The following is a 25,540-nucleotide window of genomic DNA, read 5'->3' as shown; positions in this document are numbered from 1 at the left end:
GAGCACACGACAACGAAAAGCGCCCCGGTCGAGGCGACCGGGGCGGGGATGGTGGGCGATGCGGGACTCGAACCCACGACCTCTTCCGTGTGAAGGAAGCGCGCTAACCAACTGCGCCAATCGCCCATCTGGCCCGTGAGGGCCGAGACACGAGCATACCGGATGCCGCGACGGTTCCCGAACGCGGAGGCGAGACACGCGCGGGGCGTCGCCGGTTTTGCACTCGTGCGATCGTCGGCTAATGTTTAACAAGTGCCGGAGCGATCCGGAACGAAATGCGGATGTAGCGCAGTGGTAGCGCATCACCTTGCCAAGGTGAGGGTCGCGAGTTCGAATCTCGTCATCCGCTCGAGTGCGAGGATCTCCCGTGAGGGGGATCCGGCACGTGGGTCAGAACCACACACGGTGGCGTGGCCGAGCGGCTAGGCACCGGCCTGCAAAGCCGTTTACACGGGTTCGAATCCCGTCGCCACCTCGCCTCATAACTGAACAGCCTGTATAGGCGCGATTGGCGCAGCGGTAGCGCGCTTCCCTGACACGGAAGAGGTCACTGGTTCGATCCCAGTATCGCGCACCGAGTAAAACCCCCGGTCTCACCGGGGGTTTTGTCGTTTCGCGGGACGCTGGTCAGCGCTGCCGGTTAGGCTCGGCGCCATGACTCAGCTCGTGCTCACGGTCGTCGGAGACGATCGGGTCGGACTCGTCCGCACACTCGCCGACACCGTCGCCGCGCACGGCGGCAACTGGGAGCGCAGCGAACTCGCGGAGCTGGCCGGGGCCTTCGCGGGCATCGTGCTGGTGGACGTTCCCGCTGACCGTGAGGCCGGCCTCGTCGACGCCCTCGAGCGGCTGGACGGTCTGCTGCGCATCACGACCCACCAGCCGCTGCCGCCGGTCGTCGCGAGCGGCCAGGTACTTCGATTCACGGTGCTGGGCAACGACCGTCCCGGCATCGTCCGCGAAGTCAGCGACGCGATCGGCGCTCATGCGCTGAGCATCGACGCCCTGACCACCCGTACCCTCGACGCTCCGATGGCCGGTGGCACGCTCTTCGAGGCGACCCTGGTCGTGCGCCTGCCCGCCGAGTTCGACGCGGCCGACATCGTGGCGGACCTCGAGCGCCTCGCCGGTGAGATCCAGGTCGACCTCACCCTGACGTGACCCTCGTCGACGACATCCGCGCCGCGCTCCGCGCTGCGGCGCAGCCGGAACGAGCCGCCGCGCAGCAGGCGTACATGAAGTCTGCGATACCGTTCCTCGGGATCCGCCTCCCCGAGGTGCGCCGGGTCACCCGTACGCTCGGCGCCGGAGAGCAGGATGCCGCGGTGCTGCGCGCTGCCTCGCTGCAGCTGTGGGACGAGGCCCGCCACCGCGAGGAGCGCTATGCGGCGATGGCGCTCCTCGCGCTGCCACCGCTGTCGGGAACCCTGCCGACGGTGCCGCTCATCGAGCACATGGTGCGCACCGGGCGGTGGTGGGACATCACCGACGAGCTCAGCGGGCGCGTGCGCGAGCTGCTCATCGAGCACGCCGACGAGATGGCGCCCGTCGTCCGCGCGTGGGCTCGGGACGAGAACCTCTGGATACGCAGGATCGCGATCCTGTCGCAACTGACCCGTCGCTCGGAGTTCGACGAGCAGCTCTTCACGGATGTCGTCGTCCCGAACCTCGGCGATGCGGACTTCTTCATCCGCAAGGCGATCGGATGGGCGCTGCGCGATCGGGCGCGCGTCGATGCCGCGTGGGTGCGATGGTTCGTCGATGAGCGGGGCGTGGCCGGCCTGAGCAGGCGCGAGGCGCTCAAGCACGTCTGACCGGTGCCGCCGGTGCGGGAGGCTCAGCGAAGAGCGAGCGGGAGGACCGACAGCCCGACGACGAGGGGCGCGGCGACGAGTCCCCAGAGAACGAAACGCCGCCAGGGGACGTCGACGCCCACGGCGTGCAGCCGCTCGTGCCAGAGCAGCGTCGCGAGCGACGCCCAGGGGGTGATGAGCGGTCCCGCATTGACGCCGACGAGCAGCGCGCCCAGACGCTCCGGGGTTCCCGCCGCCGACTCGAGCAGCAGGTACGCGGGCAGGTTGTCGACGGTGTTCGCCGCGACCAGGGCGGTGCCCGCCATGCGCCACAGCTCGAAGGGGCCGCCGGCCTCGCCGGCGATCACCGAGACCACCGCCGCCGACCCGAGCGACTCGAGCGCAGCCATCGCGGTGAACAGCCCCGCGGCGAACACGAGCAACTGCCAGGGGATGAGCCGAAGCGACAGTCCGCGGGGCGAGCGCCATGCGAAGAGGCCGATGAGCAGAACCGCGGCGATCGTCGCCGGAATCCACGGCTCCAGCCCGCTGACGAGGGCCGGCATGAGTGCGACGATGACGACGGATGCGACGGCCAGCTGCATCCGGTCGGTGACGCGCGGCACCGGGGCCGGGTCGAACCGCCCGACGAGCGAGCGCCGGTGGATGGCGAACAGCAGGCTCACCGTCACCGCGATCGCGACGGCCGCCGAAGGCCCCATGAGCGCGAGGAACGCGACGGGCCCGCCCTCGGGCAGCCGGCCGAGAGCCAACAGGTTCGTCAGGTTGGAGACCGGCAGCACGAGTGACGCGGTGTTCGCGAGCCACACCGTCGTGAAGGCGAAGGGGAGCGGCGGCAGCCCGTTGGCGCGCGCGACGGCGACGACGACCGGCGTGAGCAGCACGGCGGTCGTATCGAGCGACAGGAAAGCCGTCGCAACGACGGCCAGCGCCACGACGAGGAGCCACAACAGCGTCGTCCGGCCCCGTGAGGCGCGGGCGAGCCACCCCGCAGCGACGTCGAACACGCCGGCCTTCGCCGCCAGCTCCGCCACGATCGTGACGGCCACGACGAAGGCGAGGATCGGCGCGACACGCTCGGCGATGCCGGCGAGATCGTCGGGAGGCAGGATGCCGCCGACCACCGCGCCCGCCGCCACGAGCAGCAGTGCGGCTCCGGCGATGGCGAGCTTCACGGCATCCATCATGCGCCCTCGTGCGTCGCCCCGAAGCCATCGACGCCCACGACTAGGATCGACGCATGGAACGTCGCCGGATCGGAGCCCGCGTGCTCACCCGCTTCGTCGCCGCCGGCCGAACGCTCTCGGCCTGAGCGGGCGGGACGCGGCGAGCGTCCGAAGCTGAGTAGCCTTGATCCGAGCCACCCATCTGGAGATGTTCCCTTGACTGACGTCGTTTCCCCGTCGGACGTGTCGTACCCCGCCGACGGCTTCGCCCTCTTCCCCGACCGCTCCGTCGTCGCCCTGCGCGTGAACGGAGAGCTGAAGGATCTCGCCACCGTGGTCAGCGAGACGGATGCCGTCGAGCCGGTCACCGTGTCGAGCCCCGACGGCCTCGCGATCCTCCGCCACTCGACCGCGCACGTGCTGGCCCAGGCCGTGCAGCGCATCCGGCCGCAGTCGAACCTGGGCATCGGGCCGCCCATCGAGGACGGCTTCTACTACGACTTCGGCGTCGACGAGCCCTTCACTCCGGAGGACCTCAAGTCGATCAAGAAGGAGATGGAGCGGATCGTCCGCGAGAACCAGCGGTTCGTCCGGCGGGTCGTCACCGCCGACGAGGCGCGCGCCGAGCTCGCCGACGAGCCGTTCAAGCTCGAGCTCGTCGACCTCGCCGGTGGTCCCGGCTCGGGCGCCGACGCGGCCGAAGGGGCCTCGGCCGAGATCGGCGCCGGCGAACTGACGATCTACGACAACGTCACCCGCGACGGCTCGACCGCCTGGAAGGACCTGTGCCGCGGACCCCACGTGCCCGGCACCCGGATGGTCGGCAACGGCTGGGACCTCACCCGCGTCGCCGCCGCCTACTGGCGCGGCTCCGAGAAGAACCCCCAGCTGCAGCGCATCTACGGCACCGCATGGCCGTCGAAGGACGAGCTGCGCGCCTACCAGGAGCGGCTGGCCGAGGCGGCTCGCCGCGACCACCGGAAGCTCGGGGTCGAGCTCGACCTGTTCTCGTTCCCGGATGAGATCGGACCCGGTCTGTCGGTGTTCCACCCCAAGGGCGGCATCATCCGGTACGAGATCGAGCGCTACATGCGCGAGCAGCTGCTCGCCAACGACTACGAGGTCGTCAACACCCCGCACATCACCAAGGGCGACCTGTTCATGACGAGCGGGCACCTGCAGTGGTACGCCGACGGCATGTACCCGCCGATGAAGCTCGATGAGATCGTCGACGCCGAGGGCAACGTGACCCGCCAGGGGCAGGAGTACTACCTCAAGCCCATGAACTGCCCGTTCCACAACCTGATCTTCCGCTCGCGGGGGCGCAGCTACCGTGAGCTGCCGCTGCGCCTGAGCGAGTTCGGTTCGGTCTACCGCTACGAGAAGAGCGGCACCCTCTCGGGCCTCACCCGCGTGCGGGGGATGACCCAGGACGACACCCACATCTACGTCACCCCCGATCAGGTCGAGGACGAGCTCGTCCGCAGCCTCGAGTTCGTGCTGCAGACGCTGCGCGACTACGGACTCAACGACTTCTATCTCGAGCTGTCGACGAAGGAGGAGGGCAACCCGAAGTTCATCGGCGACGACGCCCTCTGGCAGCAGGCGACCGAGACCCTGCGCCGCGTCGCCGAGGGCTCCGGCCTCGAGCTCGTCCCGGATCCGGGCGGCGCGGCGTTCTACGGCCCGAAGATCTCGGTGCAGGCGCGCGACGCGATCGGCCGCACCTGGCAGATGTCGACCATCCAGCTCGACTTCAACCAGCCCGAGCGCTTCGAGCTCGAGTACACCGGTCCCGACGGCGAGAAGCATCGCCCCGTCATGATCCACCGCGCACTCTTCGGGTCGATCGAGCGGTTCTTCGCGATCCTCCTCGAGCACTACGCGGGTGCCTTCCCCGTCTGGCTCGCGCCGGTGCAGGTCGTGGCGATCCCGGTCGCCGACGATTACGCGCCGTACCTGCAGGAGATCGTCTCGCGGCTGCGCAAGGCCGGCGTCCGCGCCGAGCTCGATCGCTCCGACGACCGCATGCAGAAGAAGATCCGCACTCACACCACGCAGAAGGTGCCGCTCCAGCTCATCGCCGGCGAGCAGGACCGCGCAGCAGGCACGGTCTCGTTCCGCTTCCGTGACGGATCGCAGACCAACGGCGTGCCCGTGGACGAGGCCATCGAGCGCATCCTCGCGGCCATCGCCGACCGCGCACTCGTCGACACCGCGGAGCACCTGAGCGACACCGCGGAGCAGCTCGCGTGACCGGCTCGTCGGACGCCCCGCGCCCGGTCGAGGACGCCGCGCACCTGGCCGGGGTGCCCGACGAGTTCCAGCGCCTATGGACCCCCCACCGGATGGCGTACATCCAGGCGGGCCCCGAACCGCTGCGTGACGAATGCCCGTTCTGCGCTGCGCCCGGCAAATCGGATGCCGACGGGCTCATCGTCGCGCGCGGCCGCACGGCCTACGTGCTGCTGAACCTCTTCCCGTACAACTCCGGTCACCTGCTCGTCTGCCCGTACCGGCACATCCCGACGTACGATCTCGCGACGCCCGAGGAGGTCGCCGAGATCGGCGCGCTGACGCAGAGGGCCATGCGGGTGCTCCGAGAGGTGTCGCGGTGCGACGGTTTCAACCTCGGAATGAATCAGGGTGCTGTCGCGGGGGCCGGGGTCGACGGGCACCTGCACCAGCACGTCGTGCCACGGTGGGCGACCGATGCCAACTTCTTCCCGATCATCGCGAAGACGAAGGCGCTCCCGCAGCTGCTCGGCGAGGTCCGCGAGGCCGTCGCCGCCGCGTGGCCGACGACCTGACCGCACACTTCCTCACGCTCGGCCTCGAACGCAAGCCCGGGTGCCGGGTGGCGCGATGACGATAGCCTGAGCGCTCACTGAGGAGGCACCATGTCGATCACCGCCCGTCCCCGCACCGCGACTCTCGCCGCACTGGCTGTTGTCGGGGCCCTCGCCTTGACGGGGTGCACCCCCGCGGGAGACGCGAACCCGACCGAGGCGACTCCGACGACGACGACAGTGCCGGACGAGAGCGCAGCGGCGACCCCCGACGCCGGTGGCGACGGATCCGCGACCGCCGATGCCCTGGCCGAGCGCGACGCGTTCATCGCGGCGCAGCAGCAGCCCGTGGGTCAGACCACGCTCACCGCGAAGACGCCCGAGCAGCAGGAGCTCGTCGCGCAGCAGCGCGCGCACGTCGAGGCGAACGGCGGTCAGTGGTCGGAGCAGGCCGAGACCGTGACGCTTGCCCTCGCTCTGGACGCGTGCGAGACCTCGATCCTCAACGGTCACCAGGTCGATCAGAACGTCTACCAGATGCACGTCGCGTCGTCCCCGCTCATCCAGAGTCTCGCCATCGACGACGCGTCCCGCGAGGGTGCTGTGAGCATCATGGTCTTCGGCACCCGGTTCCTCTGCCCCGATGACGCTCCGCAGTGGGAGCAGGCGTGGACCGAGTCCAGCGGACAGTAACGGCGCCGGTCAGCGCACCCGCTCGACCGTGAACTGCATCCGCGGGTGCGCGTAGGCCTCCTGGCTCTCCACGAGCTGGAGCTCGCGCTCGCCCGACTCGTGTGTGCGCGTGAGCAGGTCGAACACGCTCGAGGTCGTACGGGCCAGCGCCTCGGCTGCGGAGCCGGCGCTGCGGTAGTGAGCTGTGAACAGGGCCGCCGTCACGTCACCCGATCCGTTCGCCTTCATGGGGATGTGGGGAGTGCGGACGATCCACGCTCCGGCGTCGTCCGCGGCGAGCATCTCGATCGTTCCCTCGGGGCGTTCCGGGCGCTCGACGCTCGTCACGAGCACCGTGCGCGGCCCCATCGCGCGGGCGGCGTCGACGGATGCGAGCGTCGAGTCGAGATCGGTGGGCTCGGTCTCGGTCAGGAAGCCGAGCTCGAATTGGTTCGGCGTGATGATGTCGGCGGCCGGCACGACGCGCTCGCGCAGCAGAACGGGGATGGCCGGTGCCACGAAGCATCCCGACTTCGCGTTGCCCATGACCGGGTCGCACGCGTAGACGGCATCCGGGTTCGCCGCCTTGACGCGCGCGACGGTGTCGAGGATGACGTCGGCTATTCCTTCGCCGCCCTGGTACCCCGACAGGATGACGTCGATCTGCGGGAAGGCGCCGCGATCCTCGACGCCCGCGATGACGGCGCGGACATCGTCGGGACTGATCATCGGACCGCCCCAGGCGCCGTAGCCGGTGTGGTTGGAGAAGTTCACCGTGTAGACCGGCATCACCTCCACGCCGATGCGCTGCAGCGGGAACACCGCGGCGGAGTTGCCGACGTGTCCGTATGCGACGGCCGACTGGATCGAGAGCACCTTCATGGGGTCATGCCTTTCGAGAGGGGAGGGCGGATGCGACGAGGTCCCGCGCGAGCTGCGCGGCGTCGGCGTCGTTCAGATCGTGCACGGTCAGGCGCAGGTGCCGCGACGGGGCGTCCTCGGCCAGCCGGAACTCGTCGCCGGTGCGCGCCAGCCACCCGCGGCGCATCAGGGCGTCGGCGACGGAACGAGCAGTGCCGGGCACCTCGACCCAGAGACTGAGCCCGTCGCCGGGTGCGCAGGGCAGGCCCGCGCGCGTGAGCTCCGCGGCGAAGGCGGCGTTGCGGTCGGCGTAGTGGATTCGAGCGGCGGCGATCTCAGCCGCGGCGGTGCCGTCGGAGAGGAGAGCGTGGGCCAGTCGCTGCAGCAGATGGCTGACCCACGTCGTGCCCGAGCCGAGGCGCAGCGCGAGACGTTCGGCCGTCGTGGGATCGGATGCCGTGACCGCGAGACACATGTCGGGCCCGAGGAATTTCGACACCGAGCGCACGCGCGCCCAGCGCTCGTGGTTCTCGCCGATGACCGAGCGATAGGGCTGGGTCGACAAGAGCGAGAAGTGGTCGTCCTCGATCACCAGGACGTAGGGGTGATCGGCCAGCACCTCGCGCAGCGCCGCGGCGCGCTCGGCCGACAGGCTCGAGCCGGTGGGGTTCTGGGCTCGCGGGGTGATGACGACGGCTCGGGCACCGGCGTCCAGGGCCGCGCGCAGACCGTCCACCGTCATGCCCTCGCTGTCGACGGGAACGGGGACCGCACGGTAGCCGGCGAGCCGGACGGTATGGATGCTGGCGAGGAAGCAGGGGTCTTCGAGCGCGACCGCATCATCGCGGGTGAGCGCCTGCGCCAGGAGTCGTTCGACGGCGTCGACGGCGCCGCCCGTGACGGTGAGGTGGATGTCGGCCTCGCTCGCCGAGTCCGCGGCGAACCAGCGTGTGGCCCACTCGGCGAGGCCGGCGTCGATGACCGGCTCGCCGTACAGGACGGGGCGCCCGGCGACCCGGGCGAGCACGTCGCTCGGGTCGGGGATGAGGGCGGGATCGGGGTTTCCCGACCCGACGTCGCGCAGCACCGTGTCGGCGGCGACCCCCTCGGCGGCGACGGGGGAGACCTCGGCGATGCGCGTTCCGCCGCGGCCGCGAGCCACGACGACCCCGGCCTGCGCCAGCAGCCGGTATGCGGCGACGACGGTGTTGCGGTTGACGCCGAGCTGCTCGGCCAGTGCGCGCACGGGCGGCAGGATGTCGTCAGCGCGCAGGGCGCCGCGCTCGAGCAGCATCCGGACGCTGTCGGCGATGTCGCCCGCCGTGTGCCCGGAGATCGTGTCGCGGGAAGTCATCGGGACGATCTTATGTCGGATGCCATGCTAATTTTTGGCCTAGGCCGAACAACATCCCCGACCAGGCGGCCCAGATCGGAGCTCCATCGTGTCGAACGACCAGACCGTCACCGGATCCTCGCGCGTCAAGCGCGGGCTCGCCGAGATGCTGAAGGGCGGCGTCATCATGGACGTCGTCACGGCCGATCAAGCGCGGATCGCCGAGGATGCCGGCGCGGTGGCCGTCATGGCGCTCGAGCGTGTCCCCGCCGACATCCGGGCCCAGGGCGGCGTCGCCCGCATGAGCGACCCCGACCTGATCGACGAGATCATCGCATCGGTGTCGATCCCCGTGATGGCCAAGGCCCGCATCGGACACTTCGTCGAGGCGCGCGTGCTGCAGGAGCTCGGCGTCGACTACATCGACGAGTCCGAGGTGCTCTCGCCGGCCGACTACACGCATCACATCGACAAGTGGGGATTCACCGTCCCGTTCGTCTGCGGTGCGACCAATCTCGGCGAGGCGCTGCGCCGCATCACGGAGGGGGCCGCGATGATCCGGTCCAAGGGTGAGGCCGGCACGGGCGACGTCTCGGAGGCGACGCGCCACATCCGCACCATCACCGCCGAGATCCGTGCTCTGCAGGCGAAGAGCCCCGACGAGCTGTACGTCGCGGCGAAGGAGCTCCAGGCGCCGTACGACCTCGTCGCCGAGGTCGCGGCCAGCGGCGCCCTGCCCGTCGTGCTCTTCACCGCGGGCGGTGTCGCCACCCCCGCCGACGCCGCCATGATGATGCAGCTCGGCGCCGACGGCGTGTTCGTCGGATCGGGCATCTTCAAGTCGGGCGACCCCGCGCGCCGTGCCGCGGCGATCGTGAAGGCGACGACCTTCCACGATGACCCCGCCATCGTCGCCGAGGCCTCGCGCGGCCTGGGTGAGGCGATGGTCGGCATCAACGTCTCCGATCTGCCTGCTCCGCACCGTCTCGCCGACCGCGGCTGGTGATCCGGTGAGCGAGGGAACGCCGCCGCGCGTCGGAGTCCTCGCCCTGCAGGGGGACGTCCGCGAACACCTGCGCGTGCTCGAGAAGCTCGGTGCGGCGGCATCCCTCGTCCGCCGCCCGGACGACCTCGCGACGATCGAGGGACTCGTCCTGCCGGGTGGCGAGTCGAGCGTCATCGACAAGCTGGCACGCGCGTTCGGGATGCAGCAGCCCATCCGCGACGCGATCACGGCGGGCATGCCGGTCTACGGCACGTGCGCCGGGCTCATCCTGCTCGCCGACCGCGTCGACGGGGCGATCGCCGGGCAGGAGACCTTCGGCGGGCTCGACGTGACCGTGCGACGGAACGCCTTCGGCGGTCAGACCGAATCGTTCGAGACGGCGCTCGCCGTCGCCGGCTGGGACGCGCCGGTGCGCGCGGCGTTCATCCGAGCGCCTCTCGTCACCGAACTCGGGCCGGGGGTGCGGCCGCTCGCGACCCTGCCGGAGGGCGGGGTCGTCGCGGTCGAGCAGGGGCGACTGCTCGCCACCGCGTTCCACCCGGAGGTCTCGGGCGAGCGTCGCTTCCACGAGAGGTTCCTCGCGCGCGTCCGCGAGGCGCGCGCATCCGCCCGGTAAGATCGAGCGCATGTCCGGTCACTCCAAATGGGCCACGACCAAGCACAAGAAAGCCGTCGTCGACGCGCGCCGTGCCAAGTCGTGGGCCAAGCTCATCAAGAACATCGAGGTCGCTGCCAAGCTCGGCGGTCCCGATCTGCAGGGCAACCCCACGCTCTTCGACGCCGTCCTGAAGGCCAAGAAGACCTCGGTCCCGAAAGACAACATCGACCGCGCGATCAAGCGCGGCGCCGGGATCGGCGGCGAAGCCGTCGAGTACTCCTCGATCATGTACGAGGGCTACGGGCCCAACGGCGTCGCGTTCCTCATCGAGTGTCTGACCGACAACAAGAACCGTGCCGCCGCCGAGGTTCGCACCGCTCTCAGCCGTAACGGCGGAACGCTGGCCGACCCGGGCAGCGTCGCGTACAACTTCAGCCGCAAGGGCGTCATCGTCGTGCCGTCCGAGGGCACGACCGAGGACGACGTCATGCTCGCGGTGCTCGAGGCGGGAGCGGAAGAGGTCGAGCCGCACGGCGACGGCTTCGGCGTCATCACCGAGGCCTCCGACCTCGTGTCGGTGCGCAGCGCCCTGCAGGACGCCGGCATCGAGTACGACTCCGCCGACGTCGAGTTCGTGCCCTCGCTCAAGGTGGAGGTCGACGCCGACACCGCCCGCAAGGTGTTCCGTCTCATCGACGCCCTCGAAGACAGCGACGACGTGCAGAACGTCTACACGAACTTCGACCTGACGCCCGAGGTGCAGGCCGAGCTCGAGAACGACGACGAGTAAGAGCTCCGGCATCGCGCGCAGTTCCCGGCATCCACCGCAGCTCGTTCTGCGTGGGGTGCCGGGAACTGCGCGTTTCGCGGGCTGTCGTCGCGCCGGGTCGCCGCGACGGACGTAGCGTGGGGGAGTGACCTCTCTGCGCGTTCTCGGTGTCGACCCGGGCCTCACCCGATGCGGTGTCGGTGTCGTCGACGTCGCTCGCGACCGATCCGCTGCCCTCGTGCACGTCGGAGTCGTCCGCTCGGCCGTCGATCTGCCCATCGAACGCCGGCTCGCGACGATCGCCGCGGGGCTCCGGGCCGTCATCGCGGAGCATCGGCCGCACGTCGTCGCGGTCGAGCGCGTCTTCGCGCAGCACAACCGCACCAGCGTGATGGGAACCGCGCAAGCCAGCGGCATCGCCCTCCTCGTCGCCGCCGAGAGCGGCCTCGATGCGGCGACCCACACCCCCTCCGAGGTGAAGGCGGCCATCACCGGATACGGCTCGGCCGAGAAGCTGCAGGTGCAGACGATGGTCGCCCGCGTGCTGCGTCTGGACTCCCTGCCGCAGCCGGCGGATGCCGCCGACGCCCTGGCCCTCGCGATCTGTCATGCCTGGCGCCGCGGTCCCGGTGGCACCGGGACCGGGACCGGCGCCGCAGCGCTCACTCCCGCCCAGCGGGCCTGGGCGGATGCGGAACGGCTGTCACGCCGCTGAGGCGGCCGTGCGGCCGGGCGTCACGCGTGTCGCTCGAACATACCTGCGAAGCGCCGCCTAGGCTCGGATCATGATCTCCTCCCTGCGCGGCAGCGTGCTGCACCTCGAGTCCGACAGCGTCGTCATCGACGTCGGCGGGGTCGGGTTCTCGGTCGCCGTGACCCCCGACATCCCGCGCTCGTTCCATGTCGGTGATGAGATCGTGCTGCACACGAACCTCGTCGTCCGCGAAGACGCCCTCTCGCTCTTCGGTTTCGAGACGCGCGAGCAGCTCGGGGTCTTCCTCCTGCTCATCGGGGTGACCGGCGTCGGCCCGAAGTCCGCGCTCGGCGTCCTGTCGGCGCTCAGCGTCGCGCAGATCGCCGAGGCCGTCACCGCCGAGGACGACGCTCCCTTCCGCCGTGTCTCCGGGATCGGACCCAAGACCGCGAAGCTCATCGTGGTGCAGCTCGCGGGCAAGCTCCAGGCGGTGCCCTCCGGGCAGCCGGCATCCGTTCCCGCCGGCGCCGGAACGCTCAGCGGTCAGGTCGTGGCGGCGCTGGTCGCCCTCGGATGGAGCGAGCGCGTCGCGGCGGAGGCCGTCGCGCAGGTGACGGCGGATGCCGCCGCCCCGGCGACCGTGCCCGCCCTGCTGAAGCTCGCGCTGGCGCAGCTCGGCCCCGCGCGACCGGAGCAGACCGGTGTCTGACGCGCACGAGCTGGCCGCGGACGAGACCGAGCTCGCGGTCGAGGGGGCCCTGCGGCCGACGTCGCTCGCCGAATTCGTCGGGCAGCAGAAGGTGCGCGGGCAGCTCGAGCTCCTGCTGCAGGCCGCCGCGATGCAGGACCGACCCGCCGACCACATCCTGCTGTCGGGCCCTCCCGGGCTCGGCAAGACGACGCTCGCGATGATCGTCGCCCACGAGAGCGGCCGTCCCCTGCGGATGTCGAGCGGTCCCGCCATCCAGCACGCGGGCGACCTCGCAGCCCTCTTGTCGAGCCTCGTGCCCGGCGAGGTGCTCTTCATCGACGAGATCCATCGAATGGCGCGCTCGGCCGAGGAGATGCTGTACCTCGCGATGGAGGACTTCCGCATCGACATCATGGTCGGCAAGGGAGCCGGTGCCACCAGCATCCCGCTCGAACTCGCCCCCTTCACGCTCGTGGGTGCGACCACCCGGTCGGGACTGCTGCCGAATCCGCTTCGCGACCGTTTCGGTTTCACCGCCCACATGGAGTACTACGAGCCCGAAGAGCTCGAACGCGTCATCCAGCGGTCGGCGAGCGTCCTCGCCGTCGACGTCCCGCCCATCGCGCGGTCCGAGATCGCGCGCCGCTCCCGCGGCACGCCTCGTATCGCGAACCGCCTGCTGCGCCGCGTCCGAGATTTCGTGGTCGTGCACGGCAACACGGCGGCGGGCGCGACGGAGGCGGATGTCGCGGCCGCGCTCGACCTCTACGACGTCGACGCCATCGGGCTCGATCGCCTGGACCGCGCCGTGCTGGACGCCCTCGTCCGCCGCTTCGGCGGGGGACCGGTCGGGCTGAACACCCTCGCGGTGACCGTGGGGGAGGAAGCGGAGACGATCGAGTCGGTCGTCGAGCCGTACCTCGTCCGCATCGGCTTCGTGGGCCGCTCGCCGCGTGGCCGCGTGGCCATGCCCTCGGCCTACCGCCATCTCGGCGTTCCCCGTGCCGACGGGGCGCTGGAGATCGATGACCTATAATCGCTGAAGGCTTCTCGCCGACGAATCCCGAGGGTGCGCATTCTTCGCGTGCCTACCCGTGAAAGGTGCTCCCACCTCCATGCTCTTCTTCGCCACCACCCCGGCCGACGCTCCTCCCGCGAACCCGGCGGTGCAGTTCTTCGCCGAGTACGGGCTGCTGATCATCCTCGCGCTGCTCATCGTCTTCATGTTCTGGAGCCAGCGTCGTCGCGCCCAGCGGATGAAGGCGGAGCAGGCCGAGAAGTCGCGTCAGCTCCTCCCCGGCGCGAAGGTGCTGCTGCAGGGCGGGTTCTACGGGACGATCGTCGAGTACGACGGCGAAGACCTCTCGAAGTCGGCCCGCGTCGAGCTCGCGCCCGGCGTCGAGGTCGAGGTCCACAGCCAGGCGATCCTCCGCGTCGTCGACCCCGCCGAGGGCACGCTCACCGAGGACGAGTACATCGAGGCCGAAGAGCACCACGAGGAGTACGTCGCCGACGTCGAGCAGGGGCTCATCACCTCGGTCAGCGACGACGCCGCGCGCGATCGCGCCGACGCCGCCTCTGAGGGTGCGGCCGACCGCGACGACAAGCCCCGCGCCTGAACCGCCGCTGACCCGGCGCTCGCTCGACGAAAGCTGACCTCCCCGTGGCGACTTCCACACCTGTGCGCCGTGCCTGGCGCGCGCTGACCGGACTCGTGGTCCTGACGGCGCTCCTGTTCGGCATCAACGCCCTCGGCGTCTATGTGTTCAAGGCGAGCTCGTGGGCTCCCGAGCTCGCGCTGGATCTCCAGGGCGGGACGCAGATCGTCCTCCAGGCGCAGTCCGACGGGGCGGTGCCCTCGAGCGAGCAGATGCAGCAGGCTGCCTCCATCATCCGCCAGCGCGTCGACGCGTCGGGACTGGTCGAGGCGGACATCGCCACGCAGGCCGGCAACCAGATCGTGGTGCAGCTGCCGGGCGAGGTCGACGACGAGACGCGGGAGCGCATCGACGCCTCGGCACAGCTCCAGCTGCGCGCCGTGCTCTACACCGGCACTCCCGCAACCAGCTTCGTCGGTGACGACGGCAACGAGACGCCGTATCCCACGCCCGACCCCAACCTGCCGGCCACGCCATCGACGACGCCCTCCAACGGCAGCGACCCCGCGTGGATCACCGAGGCGCTGCAGGCGCAGTTCCTCGCCTACGACTGCACCGATCCGGCGAACGACCCGGCCGACGCGCCGGCCGATCAGCCGCTGATCACGTGCGATCGCACGGGGACGGCGAAGTACATCCTCGGGCCGGTCGAGCTCGACGGGTCGTCGATCGACAACGCCACCAACGGCCTCGAGCAGAGCACCGGTCGCTGGGCCGTGAACATCACGTTCGACCAGCAGGGCACCGAGACATTCGGCAAGATCAGCCAGCGGCTCTACGGGCAGCAGTCGCCGCTCAACCAGTTCGCCTTCGTCCTCGACGGCGACGTGCTCTCGGCGCCCTCGATGGACGCCGTCATCCTCACCGGCAAGCCGTCGATCACGGGCTCGTTCGACCAGGACAGCTCGAAGATCCTCGCCGACCAGCTCAAGTTCGGCGCTCTGCCGCTGAGCTTCGAGGTGCAGAGCACGAACACGATCTCCGCGACCCTCGGTTCGCAGCAGCTGCAGATCGGACTCATCGCGGGTCTCATCGGTCTCGCGCTGGTCGCGGTGTACTCACTCGTCGTCTACCGGGCACTCGGAACGGTCATCATCGCCTCGCTGGTCGTCATGGCTGTGCTCACCTACGCGGCACTGACGATTCTCGCGTGGCGCATGGGCTTCCGCCTGTCGTTGGCGGGTGTGGCCGGCCTGATCGTCACGATCGGCTTCACAGCCGACTCGTTCATCGTGTACTTCGAGCGGATCAGAGACGAGCTGCGCGACGGCAAGTCGATCACCGGTGCCGTCGAGGACGGCTGGTCCCGCGCGAAGCGGACGATCTTCATCTCGAAGTCGATCAACATCCTCGCCGCCGTGGTGCTGTACATCCTCGCCGACTCGACGGTGAAGGGCTTCGCGTTCACGCTGGGACTGACGACCGCGATCGACATCCTGATCTTCATCCTCTTCACCCACCCCGTGCTGCAGCTGCTCGTGCGCACGCGGTTCTTCGGGTCGGGTCACAAGCTGTCGGGTCTCGACCCCGATGCGCTCGGCGCGGTCTACCGCGGGCGTGCGCAGTTCCGCGCCCCGGTCGCCGCCGGCGCGAAGACCGCGGCCGGTCGCCGAGCCGCCAAGTCGCGCGGCGAGGCCGAACGGCGACAGACGATCGCGGAACGCAAGCGCGCCGAGCAGGCCGCAGGCGAGAAGCGCGACGCGACGGGGGACAAGCACTGATGCGATTCTTCAACCGGTTCGGAAACGACCTCTACACGGGGAAGCTGTCGTTCCCCTTCGTCGCCCGTCGCACGCTGTGGTTCATCATCGCCGCAGCCCTCGTGCTCGGCTCGGTCCTCGTCCTCGTCGTGAAGCCCCCGCAGTTCTCCATCGAGTTCACGGGCGGGTCGCAGTTCACGGTGACGAACGTCTCGAACACCGACCAGCTGTTGGCGACCGCCGCCGTCCAGGACGTCGTTCCCGGAGCGACGACGAAGGTCACCACGATCGGCGAGGACGCCGTGCGCGTGCAGACCGACCAGATGTCGGATGCCGAGACCCGTGATGTCACCGCGCGCCTCGCCGAGGCCTACGACGTCCCCGCCGCCGAGGTGAGCTCGTCGTTCATCGGGCCGAGCTGGGGTCAGGACGTCACCCGTCAGTCGCTGTGGGGCCTGGCGATCTTCCTCGCCCTGACGTTCCTGATCCTCGCGCTGTACTTCCGCACCTGGAAGATGTCCGTCGCCGCGATCATCGGCCTCGTCGACGTGCTCGTGGTTACCGTGGGCGTCTACTCGCTCTTCGGGTTCGAGATCTCTCCCGCCGCCGTGATCGGCTTCCTGACGATCCTGTCGTACTCGCTGTACGACACCACTGTCGTCTTCGACAAGGTCCGCGAGAACACGTTCGAGGACGGCGAGAAGTCCGGGCGGACGTTCGGCGAATCGGTCAACCTGGCGGCAAACCAGACGCTCGTGCGCTCGATCAACACCACGATCGTCGCGGCCCTCCCGACCGGAGCGATCCTCTTCATCGGCGCGCTTTGGCTCGGTGCCCAGACGCTCACCGACATCTCGCTGTCGATCTTCGTCGGCACGCTGGTCGCCGCCTACTCGACGCTGTTCGTCGCCGTGCCGCTGTTCGCGCTGCTGCGCGAGGGCGAGCCCGGTATCAAGGCGAATGACGCTCGGGTGCGCGAGTCGCGCGAGCGAGCCTCGGTCGAGGCCTGAGCGCCGCGAGGGCGCGTAGAATCGATGTCTGCATGGCGGAGGTGAGGGCATGACCGAGATCACCCCGCCCCCTGCCCAGAGTTCGCTCCGCCGCCTCGTTCCGCGCATCTTCTCGCGAGCGGCGCCCCGCGAAGGGCTCGAGCAGCTCGTTCGAACGGTGCGCGCGCACCACCCCAAAGGCGACATCGCGATCATCGATCGCGCCTACCAGACCGCCTCGCGGGCCCACGCGCAGCAGAAGCGCCAGAGCGGCGAGCCGTACATCACGCACCCGCTCGCCGTCGCGCAGATCCTGGCGGAGCTCGGCCTCGGCCCCCGGGCCATCGCGGCCGCGCTCCTGCACGACACCGTCGAAGACACCTCGTACGGTCTCGACCAGCTGACGGCCGAGTTCGGCGACGAGGTCGCGATGCTCGTCGACGGCGTGACGAAGCTCGATAAGGTCAAGTACGGCGACGCCGCGCAGGCCGAGACGGTCCGCAAGATGATCGTCGCGATGTCGCGCGACATCCGCGTGCTCCTGATCAAGCTCGCCGACCGGTTGCACAATGCCCGGACCTGGGGTTTCGTTCCGCCCGAGAAAGCGGCGAAGAAGGCGACGGAGACGCTCGAGATCTACGCGCCGCTCGCACACCGGCTCGGCATCCAGGCCATCAAGAGCGAGCTCGAAGACCTGTCGTTCGCGGTGCTCCACCCGAAGCTCTACGCCGAGATCGACAGCCTGGTCACCCAGCGCACACCCCAGCGCGAGCAGTATCTGCAGACGGTCATCGATGCGGTCGAGAGCGACCTCCGTGAACTGCGCATCCGCGGCCGCGTGATGGGCCGTCCGAAGCAGCTGTACTCGGTGTACCAGAAGATGGTCGTCCGGGGTCGCGAGTTCGACGACATCTACGACCTGATCGGCATCCGCGTTCTGGTGACGACGGTCCGCGACTGCTACGCGGTGCTCGGTTCGATCCACGCGCGGTGGACGCCCCTTCCCGGGCGTTTCAAGGACTACATCGCGACGCCGAAGTTCAATCTCTACCAGTCCCTCCACACGACCGTCATCGGTCCGGGCGGGCGCACGGTCGAGATCCAGATCCGCACCCACGAGATGCACCAGCAGGCCGAGTTCGGTGTCGCGGCGCACTGGAAGTACAAGGAGCGGATGGCGGGCGGCAAGGCCGACGCCAAAGCGGTCGACAACGACATGGCGTGGCTCGCCCACATCTCCGACTGGCAGGCCGAGACGGCCGACCCGGGGGAGTTCCTCGACTCGCTGCGTTTCGAGATCGGTGCGAAAGAGGTCTACGTCTTCACTCCGAAGGGGCGGGTCATCGGCCTGCCCGCGGGTGCCACCCCGGTCGACTTCGCCTACGCCGTGCACACCGAGATCGGCCACCGTACGATGGGCGCCAAGGTCAACGGGCGTCTCGTGCCGCTCGAGTCGACGCTCTCCAGCGGCGACGTCGTCGAGGTCTTCACCTCGAAGAACCCCGATGCCGGCCCGAGCCAGGACTGGCTCACCTTCGTCAAGAGCACACGAGCGCGCAACAAGATCCGCGGCTGGTTCACCAAGGAGCGGCGCGAGGAGGCCGTCGAGCAGGGCAAGGACGCGATCGCCCGGGCGATGCGGCGTCAGAATCTGCCGCTCCAGCGCCTCATGGGGCAGGACGCGTTCGGCGAGGTCGCCCACCAGCTCCGCTACGAGGACGTCACAGCGCTGTACGCGGCGGTGGGCGAGGGGCATGTCTCGACGCAGTCGGTGATCGAGAAGGTCACCGCGCTCGTCCGAGCGGAGGAGGACACCTCCACCGGGCCGATCGAGCTGCCGGCCGTGGGACGATCCCGGCAGAAGCGAGACAGCGACTCCGGAGTCCTCGTCCGCGGCGCGCCCGACATCCTCGTGAAGCTGGCCAAATGCTGCACACCCGTTCCGGGCGATGAGATCGTCGGCTTCGTCACGCGGGGAAGCGGCGTATCCGTGCACCGCTCCGACTGCACGAACGTCGAGTCGCTCATGCGCGATCCCGAGCGCCTCATCGAGGTGTCGTGGGCCCCGACGACGAAGAGTCTCTTCCTCGTCCAGATCCAGGTCGAGGCGTTGGATCGCGCCGGGCTCCTCAGCGACGTGACGCGCGTGCTCAGCGAGCACCACGTCAACATCCTCTCGGCGTCGGTCCAGACCAACAATGATCGGCTCGCACTCAGCAGGTTCGTGTTCGAGATGGGTGACACCGTGCATCTCGACCGTGTGCTGAACGCGGTGCGGCGCATCGACGCGGTCTACGACGTCTACCGTGTCACGTCGTCCTAACCGGCCAGCTCTCCAACCACGCGAGCGCCCGGCGCTTGTGCGGCAGCGGCCCGCCGCACGCCAACGCCACCCGGGCGTCGGCGAGGATGTCGGGGAACATCCCGATCATCGCGACGGCGCCCGCACGCGGTCCATCGCCTGCGGCTGCGTCGGCGCGCAGGAGGTCGCACAGGGTACGAACGCGGTTCGACACCGGCATGCCGCCGAGGCGAACCGTCTCGCTCGCGGGCAGCTGAAGGTCGCGGTAGCGGAGCCGAGGATCGAGCACGTGATTCCGGCGGCGCTCGGTGCATCGCTGCACGCTGTGCCGCAGCGGAGGTTCGGACAGCGCGCCGTGAACCCACGCGGCGGACTCGTGTGTGAGCGCGAGACCCTGCGCGACGAGGGGGCGGAGCGACGCGGCCCGGATCTCAGGGCTTTCGACGGCGTCGGCGGGCATGAAGGCTTCGCCGACCTCGACGACGTCGCCGTCCAGTCGGGCGGCGCCCAGTTCGGCGAGGGAGAGACGAGTGCCCGGGGCGTAGACGTACGGTGAGACCATTGCGTCAGTCTCGCGCCAACGTGGGAACGGCGGCGCTAACGAGCGACGGGCCTGTGGAGAGCGTCGCCTCCACAGGCCCGTCGCCGGAGACGAGAGTCAGCCTCCGAGAGCGCTGAGCCAGGCCTTGCGTGCGCTGAGCGCTTCCTTCGCCTGTGCGATGGCGCGCTTGTCCCCCGAAGCCTCGGCCTCGGCGACCTCGGCCTCGAGCTTGGCGATCGCGTCGTGGAGCTGCGACAGCATGTCGCCCTGGCGTGCCTTGGTCTCGGGGTTGTTGTTCTTCCAGTCGGCGTCTTCGCGTGCGCGCACCGCCTGCTCGACCTTGCGGAGCTCGTCGTCGAGGGCGCGCTCCTTGTCGCGGGGGAAGATGCGACCGATCTCGTCCCAGCGGCGCTGGATGCCGGTCAGCAGCGCCCGCGCGGCCGCCGTGTCCTTCTCGGCGTTGACGGCAGCGGCTTCGTCGAGCAGCGCGCGCTTGGCGACGATCTTCTCCTGGGATGCCTCGGCGTCGGCCTGCTCCCGCTCGGCGCGGGCACCGTAGAGGGCGTCGCCCGCGGCCTTGAAGCGTGCCCAGAGCGCGTCGTCGGCCTTCTTGCCCGCGCGGCCCGACTGCTTCCACTGCTCCAGCAGGTCGCGGTACGCGCCGATGCCGTCCTCGCCGCGCGGGGCGAGGGCCTCGGCGCGCTCGATGAGCCGCTGCTTGGCGTCGCGTGCGCTCTTGTGGGTCTCGTCGAGGCTCGCGTAGAACTCGCGGCGGTGCTTGTCGATGGTCGAGCGGGCGTCGCGGAACCGCTTCCACAGCTGCTGGCCGGTGCCGCGGGGCAGGCGCGGGCCGTCGGCCTGATGGCGCTGCCATCGCTCGAAGAGATCGTTCACCTCGGCGGATGTCTGCTTCCACTGGATCGACTTCGGGTCGCGTGCGGCGATCGCCTCGATCGCCTCGACGAGCCCCGTGCGCTCGGTGATCGCGGCGTCGAGAGCCTGCTTCGCTTCGGCGGCCTCCGACTCGGAAGCCGCGTCGAGCTCGCCCTCGAGGGCGACCAGGCGCGCCTCGAGCGCGGCCAGGTTGCCGACGGCCGCTGCCCCCGCGATGCGCGAGCGGAGCGTGCTGACGGTCGAGCGGAGATCGGCGGCGGAGGCTCCGCCACGGCGGTGACGCACCTCAATGAGCGTCACCTCGCCGGCGAGGTCGGAGAACTTGCGCTGGAAGTAGGCGAGCGCCTCTTCCGGCGTGCCGTCGGGATACTGGCCGACGACGCGCCACTGATCCCCCTCGCGCACCGAGACGGTGCCGTCGTCATCGACGCGACCCCACGGGGCGTCGTCGGCGGGGGTGATCGTGGAGTCAGGGGTGGAAGTCACGGAAGGCACCTCGTCGCGGCTCGCGCCGCATGGGGGTCAGGTCGGGGGACAGCCTAGTACGGAGGGGGTCAGGGAGTCGGGATCGTTGCCGGAGTGGAATCCGACGGTGTCGGCGTCGGCGATCCCGGCATCGTCTCGGTCGGAGTCGGGGCCGGGGTCTCGGCGGGTGCCGGGGCTCCGGGGCCGGCGGTGAAATACGCGACCTGAGCACCGATCGCGGCGAGGATCAGGACGCCGCCGGCTACGGCGGCGACGATGTTGTCGCGGGTCCGGCGCCCCGCCAGACCCTCGTGGTACTCGCGCCGCGCAGCGTACAGGCGGGCGCGTTCCTGCGCCGCGCGATCGTCCCGGTTCTTGCCGCGACCTGCCACGTTGCCTCCTCCGTGCCCCGTTCCGGGCCGCTCAAGCCTACGGCGCGCGTCGGTACCGCGACAAAATCCCGGTGTCCCCGCGCGCGACTAGCCTGAGGGGATGACCGATTCGAGCGCGCTCTTCTCCGGGCAGACGCCGCTCGCCGTGCGGATGCGACCCACCTCGCTCGACGAGGTCGCCGGCCAAGGGCATCTGCTGCGGCCCGGCTCGCCCCTGGTCGCCCTCGCCTCGCCCGACGGCAACCGAGCGGGAGCGGTCTCCGTCATCCTCTGGGGGCCGCCGGGGACGGGCAAGACGACGCTCGCTCAGGCGATCGCGCGCTCGTCGGGGCGCCGGTTCGTCGAGCTCTCGGCCGTGACCGCCGGGGTCAAGGATGTCCGCGAGGTCATGCAGGAGGCGATGACGCAGCGCGACCTCTACGGCATCTCGACGATCCTGTTCCTCGACGAGATCCACCGCTTCACCAAGGCGCAGCAGGACGCTCTTCTCCCGGGCGTCGAGAACGGCTGGGTGCTGCTCATCGCGGCGACGACCGAGAACCCGTCGTTCTCCGTCGTCGCGCCGCTGCTGTCGCGTTCACTGCTGCTCACTCTCCAGCCGCTCAGCGATGACGACCTCGGCGGGCTCATCGACCGCGCCGTCACCGATGCCCGCGGACTCGCCGGCTCGATCGTCCTCGCCGACGACGCGCGGACCGCCCTCATCCGGCTGGCCTCGGGCGATGCCCGGCGCGCGCTGACCTCGCTCGAGGCCGCGGCCACGATGGCCGAGCCCGGCGATGACGACGACGCGCCGGTGATCACGGCGGACCACGTCGCGCAGGCGGTCGACCGTGCGCTCCTGCGCTACGACCGGCAGGGCGATGAGCACTACGACGTCATCAGCGCCTTCATCAAGTCGATACGCGGGTCGGATGTCGACGCCGCGATGCACTACCTCGCCCGGATGATCGAGGCGGGCGAGGACCCGCGCTTCATCGCCCGGCGTCTGGTCATCTCGGCCTCCGAGGACATCGGCTTGGCCGACCCGCAGGCGCTGACGATCGCCGTCGCCGCCGCCGACGCGGTCGCCTTCATCGGGATGCCCGAAGGCCGTATCCCGCTCGCCGAGGCGACGGCGTATCTCGCCACGACCGCCAAGTCGAACGCCGCCTACAACGCCATCAACGCTGCGATCTCCGACGTCCGCGCCGGCGGCTTCGGTCGCGTGCCCAAGCACCTGCGCGACGCCCACTACGCGGGTGCGAAGCGGCTCGGACACGGCAAGGGGTACGTCTATCCCCACGACCTGGAGGTCGGAGTCGCCACACAGCAGTACCTTCCCGACGAGCTTCGCGGCAAGCGGTACTACGAGCCGACCAATCGCGGCGTCGAGCGCGAGATCGGTGCGCGCGTCGAGAAGCTGCGGAAGATCCTGGGGGACTGACCCGTGGCCGACCCTGTGCCCCCGTGGACGCTGCTGGGCTCCTCGCCCGCCTTCGACGGATACGTGCGCGTGCGTCGCGACCGCTACCGGCTGCCCGACGGCAGCGAGAGCGACTGGGACGTCGTCGAGGTCGGCGACACCGTCACGGTGGTCGCGGTCACGGCCGATGACACGGTCGTGCTGTTCGATCAGTATCGGGTGGGCCCGCAGCGCGTGCTGGGCGAACTCCCCGGCGGCCTCATCGATCCCGGTGAGGACGCCGTCGCCGCGGGCGTGCGCGAGATGCTGGAGGAGACCGGGTATCGCGCCGGGGCCGTCTTCGACGCCGGCGCCGAATGGGCGGCGGCGAACGCCCGCCGCCGCCGGCACGTGATCATCGCGGCGGACTGCGCCCGCGTCGCCGAGCCCGCGTGGGGCGAACACGAGACCGGGCGGGTGCGGACCATGGCGGCATCCGATCTCGTCGATCATCTGATGGCGGGGGAGACCAGCGATGCCGGCCCGGCCCTGCGCGGGCTGGTCCGATTCGCGGCGAGCCGCGAAGTCGACCCCGAGCTCCGCGACCTGCAGTCGCGCGTACGTCACCTCCTCGCTGCATTCGTCGCCGGTGACAGCGTCGCCCACAGCACAGCAGCCGGCGCCACCGACGCCCACAGCGCCGATCCGTTCGATGCGTTCTGGGGTGCTGCCGCAGGCAAGAGCACCGCAGCTCTGTGGGCCGAGCTCGACGAGCTCGCGGCGGACGCAGACGAGGCGGTCCGCAGCTACGAGCGGGGCTCGCTGCACGATTTCCTCGGCGAGGAGGCCGAGGCGATCCCGCTGTATCGGGCGGCGCTCGAGGCGGGGTTGACCGGTGAGCGGCGCTCGGCGTGCGTCATCCAGTTGGCGAGCTCGCTTCGCAACATCGGCGATCCCTCGGGTGCTCTGGCACTGCTGCATCGTTTTCCCGACACCGATGCGCTCGCCGACGCCGCCCGGGCGTTCGAGGCGCTCGCACTGTTCAGCGATCAGAAGCCCGCGCCCGCGCTCCGGACCGCGTTGCGCGCCCTCGCCCCGCACCTGCCCGCCTACGGGCGTGCGGTGACCGCCTACGCGGACGAGCTGGCTTCGCCGCACCGCATCCGGGCGATCTCCGTGGCCCTCGTCGTCTCCGACGGGTACGTCCTGGCTGAGGAGTACCCCGGCGCACCCGGGTCAGGGCCCTTCCTCCGGGCTCCCGGCGGCGGCATCGAGTACGGCGAGACCGCGGCTGCGGCCATGCGCCGGGAGCTGCGCGAGGAACTGGCCGCCGACGTCGAGCAGCTGCGGCTGCTCACGGTGAGCGAGAACATCTTCGACGACGGCCGCAAGAGCGGCCACGAGATCGCTCATGTCTTCGCCGTCCGCAGCGCCTCGCTCGAGGCTCTGCCGCACGGAGAGCGTCTCCCCGTGCTCGACGGCGACACCACGGTCGGCTGGTATCGCATCGACGACCTGCGACGGGATGCGACCCCGTTCTATCCGGCCGGCATCCTCGATCTCGTCACCGCGGTCGACGCGGGCACCGTCTGATAGACTCGACCGGCTCGAAGCCCAGTTTTCGGGCATCCCTCTCTTCTGATCAAGACCTCTCGGCGTGCCCCGGCGTGCAGTCCGAGACGGGCGAGGAGGCGGAGATACGTCCGTGAGTCGTGAACGTCGCGACCACGTCATCGGAAGGAGAGCTTCGTGACCACGAAGTCTCAGGACCGCCGCAAGGTCCGTCTGTCGCGCGCCCTCGGCGTCGCGCTGACCCCGAAGGCCGCCCGCTACCTCGAGAAGCGTCCCTACGCTCCGGGCGAGCACGGCCGCACCAAGCGCAAGGCCGACAGCGACTACGCCGTCCGTCTGCGCGAGAAGCAGCGTCTGCGCGAGCAGTACGGCATTCGGGAGAAGCAGCTGCGCATCCAGTTCAACGAGGCCCGCCGCAAGGACGGTCTGACCGGTGAGAACCTGGTCGAGCAGCTCGAGATGCGTCTGGACGCGCTCGTCGTTCGTGCCGGTTTCGCCCGCACGACCGCACAGGCCCGCCAGCTGGTCGTGCACCGTCACATCCTCGTCGACGGCCAGCTCGTCGACCGCCCGTCGTTCCGCGTGAAGCCGGGTCAGCTCATCCACGTCAAGGAGAAGAGCGAGTCGCTCGAGCCCTTCCAGGTTGCAGCCGCCGGTGGTCACGCCGACGTCCTGCCCCCGGTCCCGGGCTACCTCGAGGTCGAGCTCGACAAGCTGCAGGCGCGCCTCGTGCGTCGCCCGAAGCGCGCCGAGGTGCCCGTCACGTGTGACGTCCAGCTCGTCGTCGAGTACTACGCCGCGCGCTGAGTCGCACGGCTCGCTGAGTCTCAGCACTGCCGCGAAGGGCGTCGGGTTCTCCCGGCGCCCTTCGTGCTTTGCACCTAACATGGATGCCATGAAGAACGCGCTGTGGTTCGTTTTGGGCGTCGCCGGCGGTTTCGTCGCCGCGCACGTGGTCAACAAGGATCCGCGCGGTCACGAGATGCTCGCCGAAGTCGATGCGCGGATCTCCGAGTTCGCCGACCGGATCGGCGATGCCTACCGCGAGCAGGAGGCCCGCATCGAGGGTCTCGCGGCGGACGTGAAGGGCGCGGCATCCGACGCCCTCGACTCGGCCGCAGACGCCGCCTCCGACGTCGCGGACGCGGCGCGGGACGCCGTCGCCAAGGCCAAGAGCGCCGCCGACTCCTCAGACTGATACCCGACCCGATTGCGGCGTCGCGCCCCGGGGCGCGACGCCGATGCCTGCC

General features: G+C 70.0%; 25 protein-coding genes and 4 tRNA genes. 22 read left to right on the top strand and 7 right to left on the bottom strand.

Going from position 1 to position 25,540, the window contains the following annotated elements; translation table 11 throughout:
* Positions 1–49: 49 nt before the first annotated feature.
* Positions 50–126 (bottom strand) — tRNA-Val (locus CBF90_RS07830).
* Positions 127–277: 151 nt separating this feature from the next.
* Between CBF90_RS07830 and CBF90_RS07825 the strand changes: the two genes are divergently transcribed.
* From CBF90_RS07825 to CBF90_RS07805, 5 genes are all read left to right on the top strand, one after another.
* Positions 278–349 (top strand) — tRNA-Gly (locus tag CBF90_RS07825).
* A 55-nt stretch (positions 350–404) separates the two neighbouring features.
* A tRNA-Cys gene (locus CBF90_RS07820) sits at positions 405–475 on the top strand.
* Positions 476–502: 27 nt separating this feature from the next.
* Positions 503–574, top strand: a tRNA-Val gene (locus tag CBF90_RS07815).
* An 80-nt stretch (positions 575–654) separates the two neighbouring features.
* The gene (locus CBF90_RS07810; RefSeq protein WP_023951278.1) at positions 655–1,161 is read left to right on the top strand and encodes a glycine cleavage system protein R; all 507 of its coding nucleotides are present in this window, start codon (positions 655–657) and stop codon (positions 1,159–1,161) included.
* Positions 1,158–1,814 (top strand): DNA alkylation repair protein, encoded by a 657-nt coding sequence (locus tag CBF90_RS07805; protein ID WP_023951276.1) that lies wholly within the window; start codon positions 1,158–1,160, stop codon positions 1,812–1,814. The genes CBF90_RS07810 and CBF90_RS07805 overlap by 4 nt, the downstream gene beginning before the upstream one ends.
* A 23-nt stretch (positions 1,815–1,837) precedes the next feature.
* On the opposite strand, the gene CBF90_RS07800 is transcribed toward CBF90_RS07805, so the two are convergent.
* Positions 1,838–3,001 carry an SLC13 family permease gene (locus tag CBF90_RS07800; RefSeq protein WP_088380315.1) on the bottom strand — a complete coding sequence of 388 codons (1,164 nt, stop codon included), beginning with the start codon at positions 2,999–3,001 and terminating at the stop codon, positions 1,838–1,840.
* A 195-nt stretch (positions 3,002–3,196) separates the two neighbouring features.
* Between CBF90_RS07800 and thrS the strand changes: the two genes are divergently transcribed.
* The 3 genes from thrS (at position 3,197) to CBF90_RS07785 (ending at position 6,462) form a co-directional block, all read left to right on the top strand.
* A complete protein-coding gene (gene thrS / locus CBF90_RS07795; protein ID WP_088380314.1) occupies positions 3,197–5,236 on the top strand; it encodes a threonine--tRNA ligase in 2,040 nt (679 codons plus the stop codon).
* Positions 5,233–5,790, top strand: a complete 558-nt coding sequence (locus CBF90_RS07790) for an HIT domain-containing protein (protein ID WP_172407805.1) — start codon at positions 5,233–5,235, stop codon at positions 5,788–5,790. Before thrS ends, CBF90_RS07790 begins: the two co-directional genes overlap by 4 nt.
* A gap of 90 nt (positions 5,791–5,880) precedes the next feature.
* A complete protein-coding gene (locus CBF90_RS07785; RefSeq protein ID WP_088380313.1) occupies positions 5,881–6,462 on the top strand; it encodes a hypothetical protein in 582 nt (193 codons plus the stop codon).
* A gap of 9 nt (positions 6,463–6,471) precedes the next feature.
* On the opposite strand, the gene pdxY is transcribed toward CBF90_RS07785, so the two are convergent.
* The gene (gene pdxY, locus CBF90_RS07780) at positions 6,472–7,323 is read right to left on the bottom strand and encodes a pyridoxal kinase PdxY (protein ID WP_088380312.1); all 852 of its coding nucleotides are present in this window, start codon (positions 7,321–7,323) and stop codon (positions 6,472–6,474) included.
* Positions 7,324–7,327: 4 nt separating this feature from the next.
* Positions 7,328–8,656: an aminotransferase class I/II-fold pyridoxal phosphate-dependent enzyme gene (locus tag CBF90_RS07775; RefSeq protein WP_088380311.1), complete on the bottom strand. Its 1,329-nt coding sequence runs from the start codon at positions 8,654–8,656 to the stop codon at positions 7,328–7,330.
* An 85-nt stretch (positions 8,657–8,741) separates the two neighbouring features.
* Here CBF90_RS07775 and pdxS point away from each other — a divergent pair, with 85 nt between their 5' ends.
* From pdxS to CBF90_RS07725, 10 genes are all read left to right on the top strand, one after another.
* Complete coding sequence (pdxS, locus tag CBF90_RS07770) at positions 8,742–9,641, top strand: pyridoxal 5'-phosphate synthase lyase subunit PdxS (RefSeq protein WP_081731726.1); 900 nt, start codon at positions 8,742–8,744, stop codon at positions 9,639–9,641.
* A 4-nt stretch (positions 9,642–9,645) separates the two neighbouring features.
* Positions 9,646–10,257 (top strand): pyridoxal 5'-phosphate synthase glutaminase subunit PdxT, encoded by a 612-nt coding sequence (gene pdxT, locus CBF90_RS07765; RefSeq protein ID WP_242435626.1) that lies wholly within the window; start codon positions 9,646–9,648, stop codon positions 10,255–10,257.
* Positions 10,258–10,267: 10 nt separating this feature from the next.
* A complete protein-coding gene (locus tag CBF90_RS07760) occupies positions 10,268–11,029 on the top strand; it encodes a YebC/PmpR family DNA-binding transcriptional regulator (RefSeq protein WP_023951256.1) in 762 nt (253 codons plus the stop codon).
* A 124-nt stretch (positions 11,030–11,153) separates the two neighbouring features.
* The gene (ruvC, locus tag CBF90_RS07755; RefSeq protein ID WP_023951254.1) at positions 11,154–11,723 is read left to right on the top strand and encodes a crossover junction endodeoxyribonuclease RuvC; all 570 of its coding nucleotides are present in this window, start codon (positions 11,154–11,156) and stop codon (positions 11,721–11,723) included.
* Positions 11,724–11,793: 70 nt separating this feature from the next.
* Positions 11,794–12,411: a Holliday junction branch migration protein RuvA gene (gene ruvA / locus CBF90_RS07750; protein WP_023951252.1), complete on the top strand. Its 618-nt coding sequence runs from the start codon at positions 11,794–11,796 to the stop codon at positions 12,409–12,411.
* Positions 12,404–13,429, top strand: a complete 1,026-nt coding sequence (ruvB, locus tag CBF90_RS07745) for a Holliday junction branch migration DNA helicase RuvB (protein ID WP_064956721.1) — start codon at positions 12,404–12,406, stop codon at positions 13,427–13,429. Before ruvA ends, ruvB begins: the two co-directional genes overlap by 8 nt.
* 79 nt (positions 13,430–13,508) lie before the next feature.
* Positions 13,509–14,012 carry a preprotein translocase subunit YajC gene (gene yajC / locus CBF90_RS07740; RefSeq protein ID WP_023951247.1) on the top strand — a complete coding sequence of 168 codons (504 nt, stop codon included), beginning with the start codon at positions 13,509–13,511 and terminating at the stop codon, positions 14,010–14,012.
* Between the two features lie 44 nt (positions 14,013–14,056).
* Positions 14,057–15,772: a protein translocase subunit SecD gene (gene secD / locus CBF90_RS07735; RefSeq protein ID WP_023951245.1), complete on the top strand. Its 1,716-nt coding sequence runs from the start codon at positions 14,057–14,059 to the stop codon at positions 15,770–15,772.
* Positions 15,772–16,761, top strand: coding sequence for a protein translocase subunit SecF (secF, locus tag CBF90_RS07730; protein ID WP_023951243.1), 990 nt, complete (start codon positions 15,772–15,774; stop codon positions 16,759–16,761). The genes secD and secF overlap by 1 nt, the downstream gene beginning before the upstream one ends.
* Positions 16,762–16,810: 49 nt before the next feature.
* Positions 16,811–19,063, top strand: a complete 2,253-nt coding sequence (locus CBF90_RS07725) for a bifunctional (p)ppGpp synthetase/guanosine-3',5'-bis(diphosphate) 3'-pyrophosphohydrolase (protein WP_088380309.1) — start codon at positions 16,811–16,813, stop codon at positions 19,061–19,063.
* Here CBF90_RS07725 and CBF90_RS07720 read toward each other — a convergent pair.
* From CBF90_RS07720 to CBF90_RS07710, 3 genes are all read right to left on the bottom strand, one after another.
* Positions 19,050–19,604, bottom strand: a complete 555-nt coding sequence (locus CBF90_RS07720) for a hypothetical protein (protein ID WP_023951239.1) — start codon at positions 19,602–19,604, stop codon at positions 19,050–19,052. The genes CBF90_RS07725 and CBF90_RS07720 overlap by 14 nt on opposite strands.
* Positions 19,605–19,700: 96 nt before the next feature.
* Positions 19,701–20,963: a DUF349 domain-containing protein gene (locus CBF90_RS07715; RefSeq protein ID WP_023951236.1), complete on the bottom strand. Its 1,263-nt coding sequence runs from the start codon at positions 20,961–20,963 to the stop codon at positions 19,701–19,703.
* Between the two features lie 68 nt (positions 20,964–21,031).
* Entirely contained in the window at positions 21,032–21,334 is a 303-nt protein-coding gene (locus CBF90_RS07710) for a hypothetical protein (protein ID WP_023951234.1), read from the bottom strand.
* A 100-nt stretch (positions 21,335–21,434) separates the two neighbouring features.
* On the opposite strand from CBF90_RS07710, the gene CBF90_RS07705 reads away from it, so the two are divergent.
* From CBF90_RS07705 to CBF90_RS07690, 4 genes are all read left to right on the top strand, one after another.
* Complete coding sequence (locus CBF90_RS07705; RefSeq protein WP_023951232.1) at positions 21,435–22,760, top strand: replication-associated recombination protein A; 1,326 nt, start codon at positions 21,435–21,437, stop codon at positions 22,758–22,760.
* 3 nt (positions 22,761–22,763) lie between these two features.
* Positions 22,764–24,311 carry a tetratricopeptide repeat protein gene (locus tag CBF90_RS07700; RefSeq protein ID WP_088380308.1) on the top strand — a complete coding sequence of 516 codons (1,548 nt, stop codon included), beginning with the start codon at positions 22,764–22,766 and terminating at the stop codon, positions 24,309–24,311.
* Positions 24,312–24,467: 156 nt separating this feature from the next.
* Positions 24,468–25,097 carry a 30S ribosomal protein S4 gene (gene rpsD / locus CBF90_RS07695; RefSeq protein ID WP_023951228.1) on the top strand — a complete coding sequence of 210 codons (630 nt, stop codon included), beginning with the start codon at positions 24,468–24,470 and terminating at the stop codon, positions 25,095–25,097.
* A gap of 88 nt (positions 25,098–25,185) precedes the next feature.
* Entirely contained in the window at positions 25,186–25,488 is a 303-nt protein-coding gene (locus CBF90_RS07690; RefSeq protein ID WP_036304601.1) for a hypothetical protein, read from the top strand.
* The last annotated feature ends 52 nt before the right edge of the window (positions 25,489–25,540 follow it).

Origin of the sequence: Microbacterium sp. AISO3 (assembly GCF_002204305.1) — a bacterium.
GTDB classification, from domain to species: Bacteria; Actinomycetota; Actinomycetes; order Actinomycetales; family Microbacteriaceae; genus Microbacterium; species Microbacterium arborescens.
This window is presented reverse-complemented; position numbering and strand designations above follow the sequence as displayed.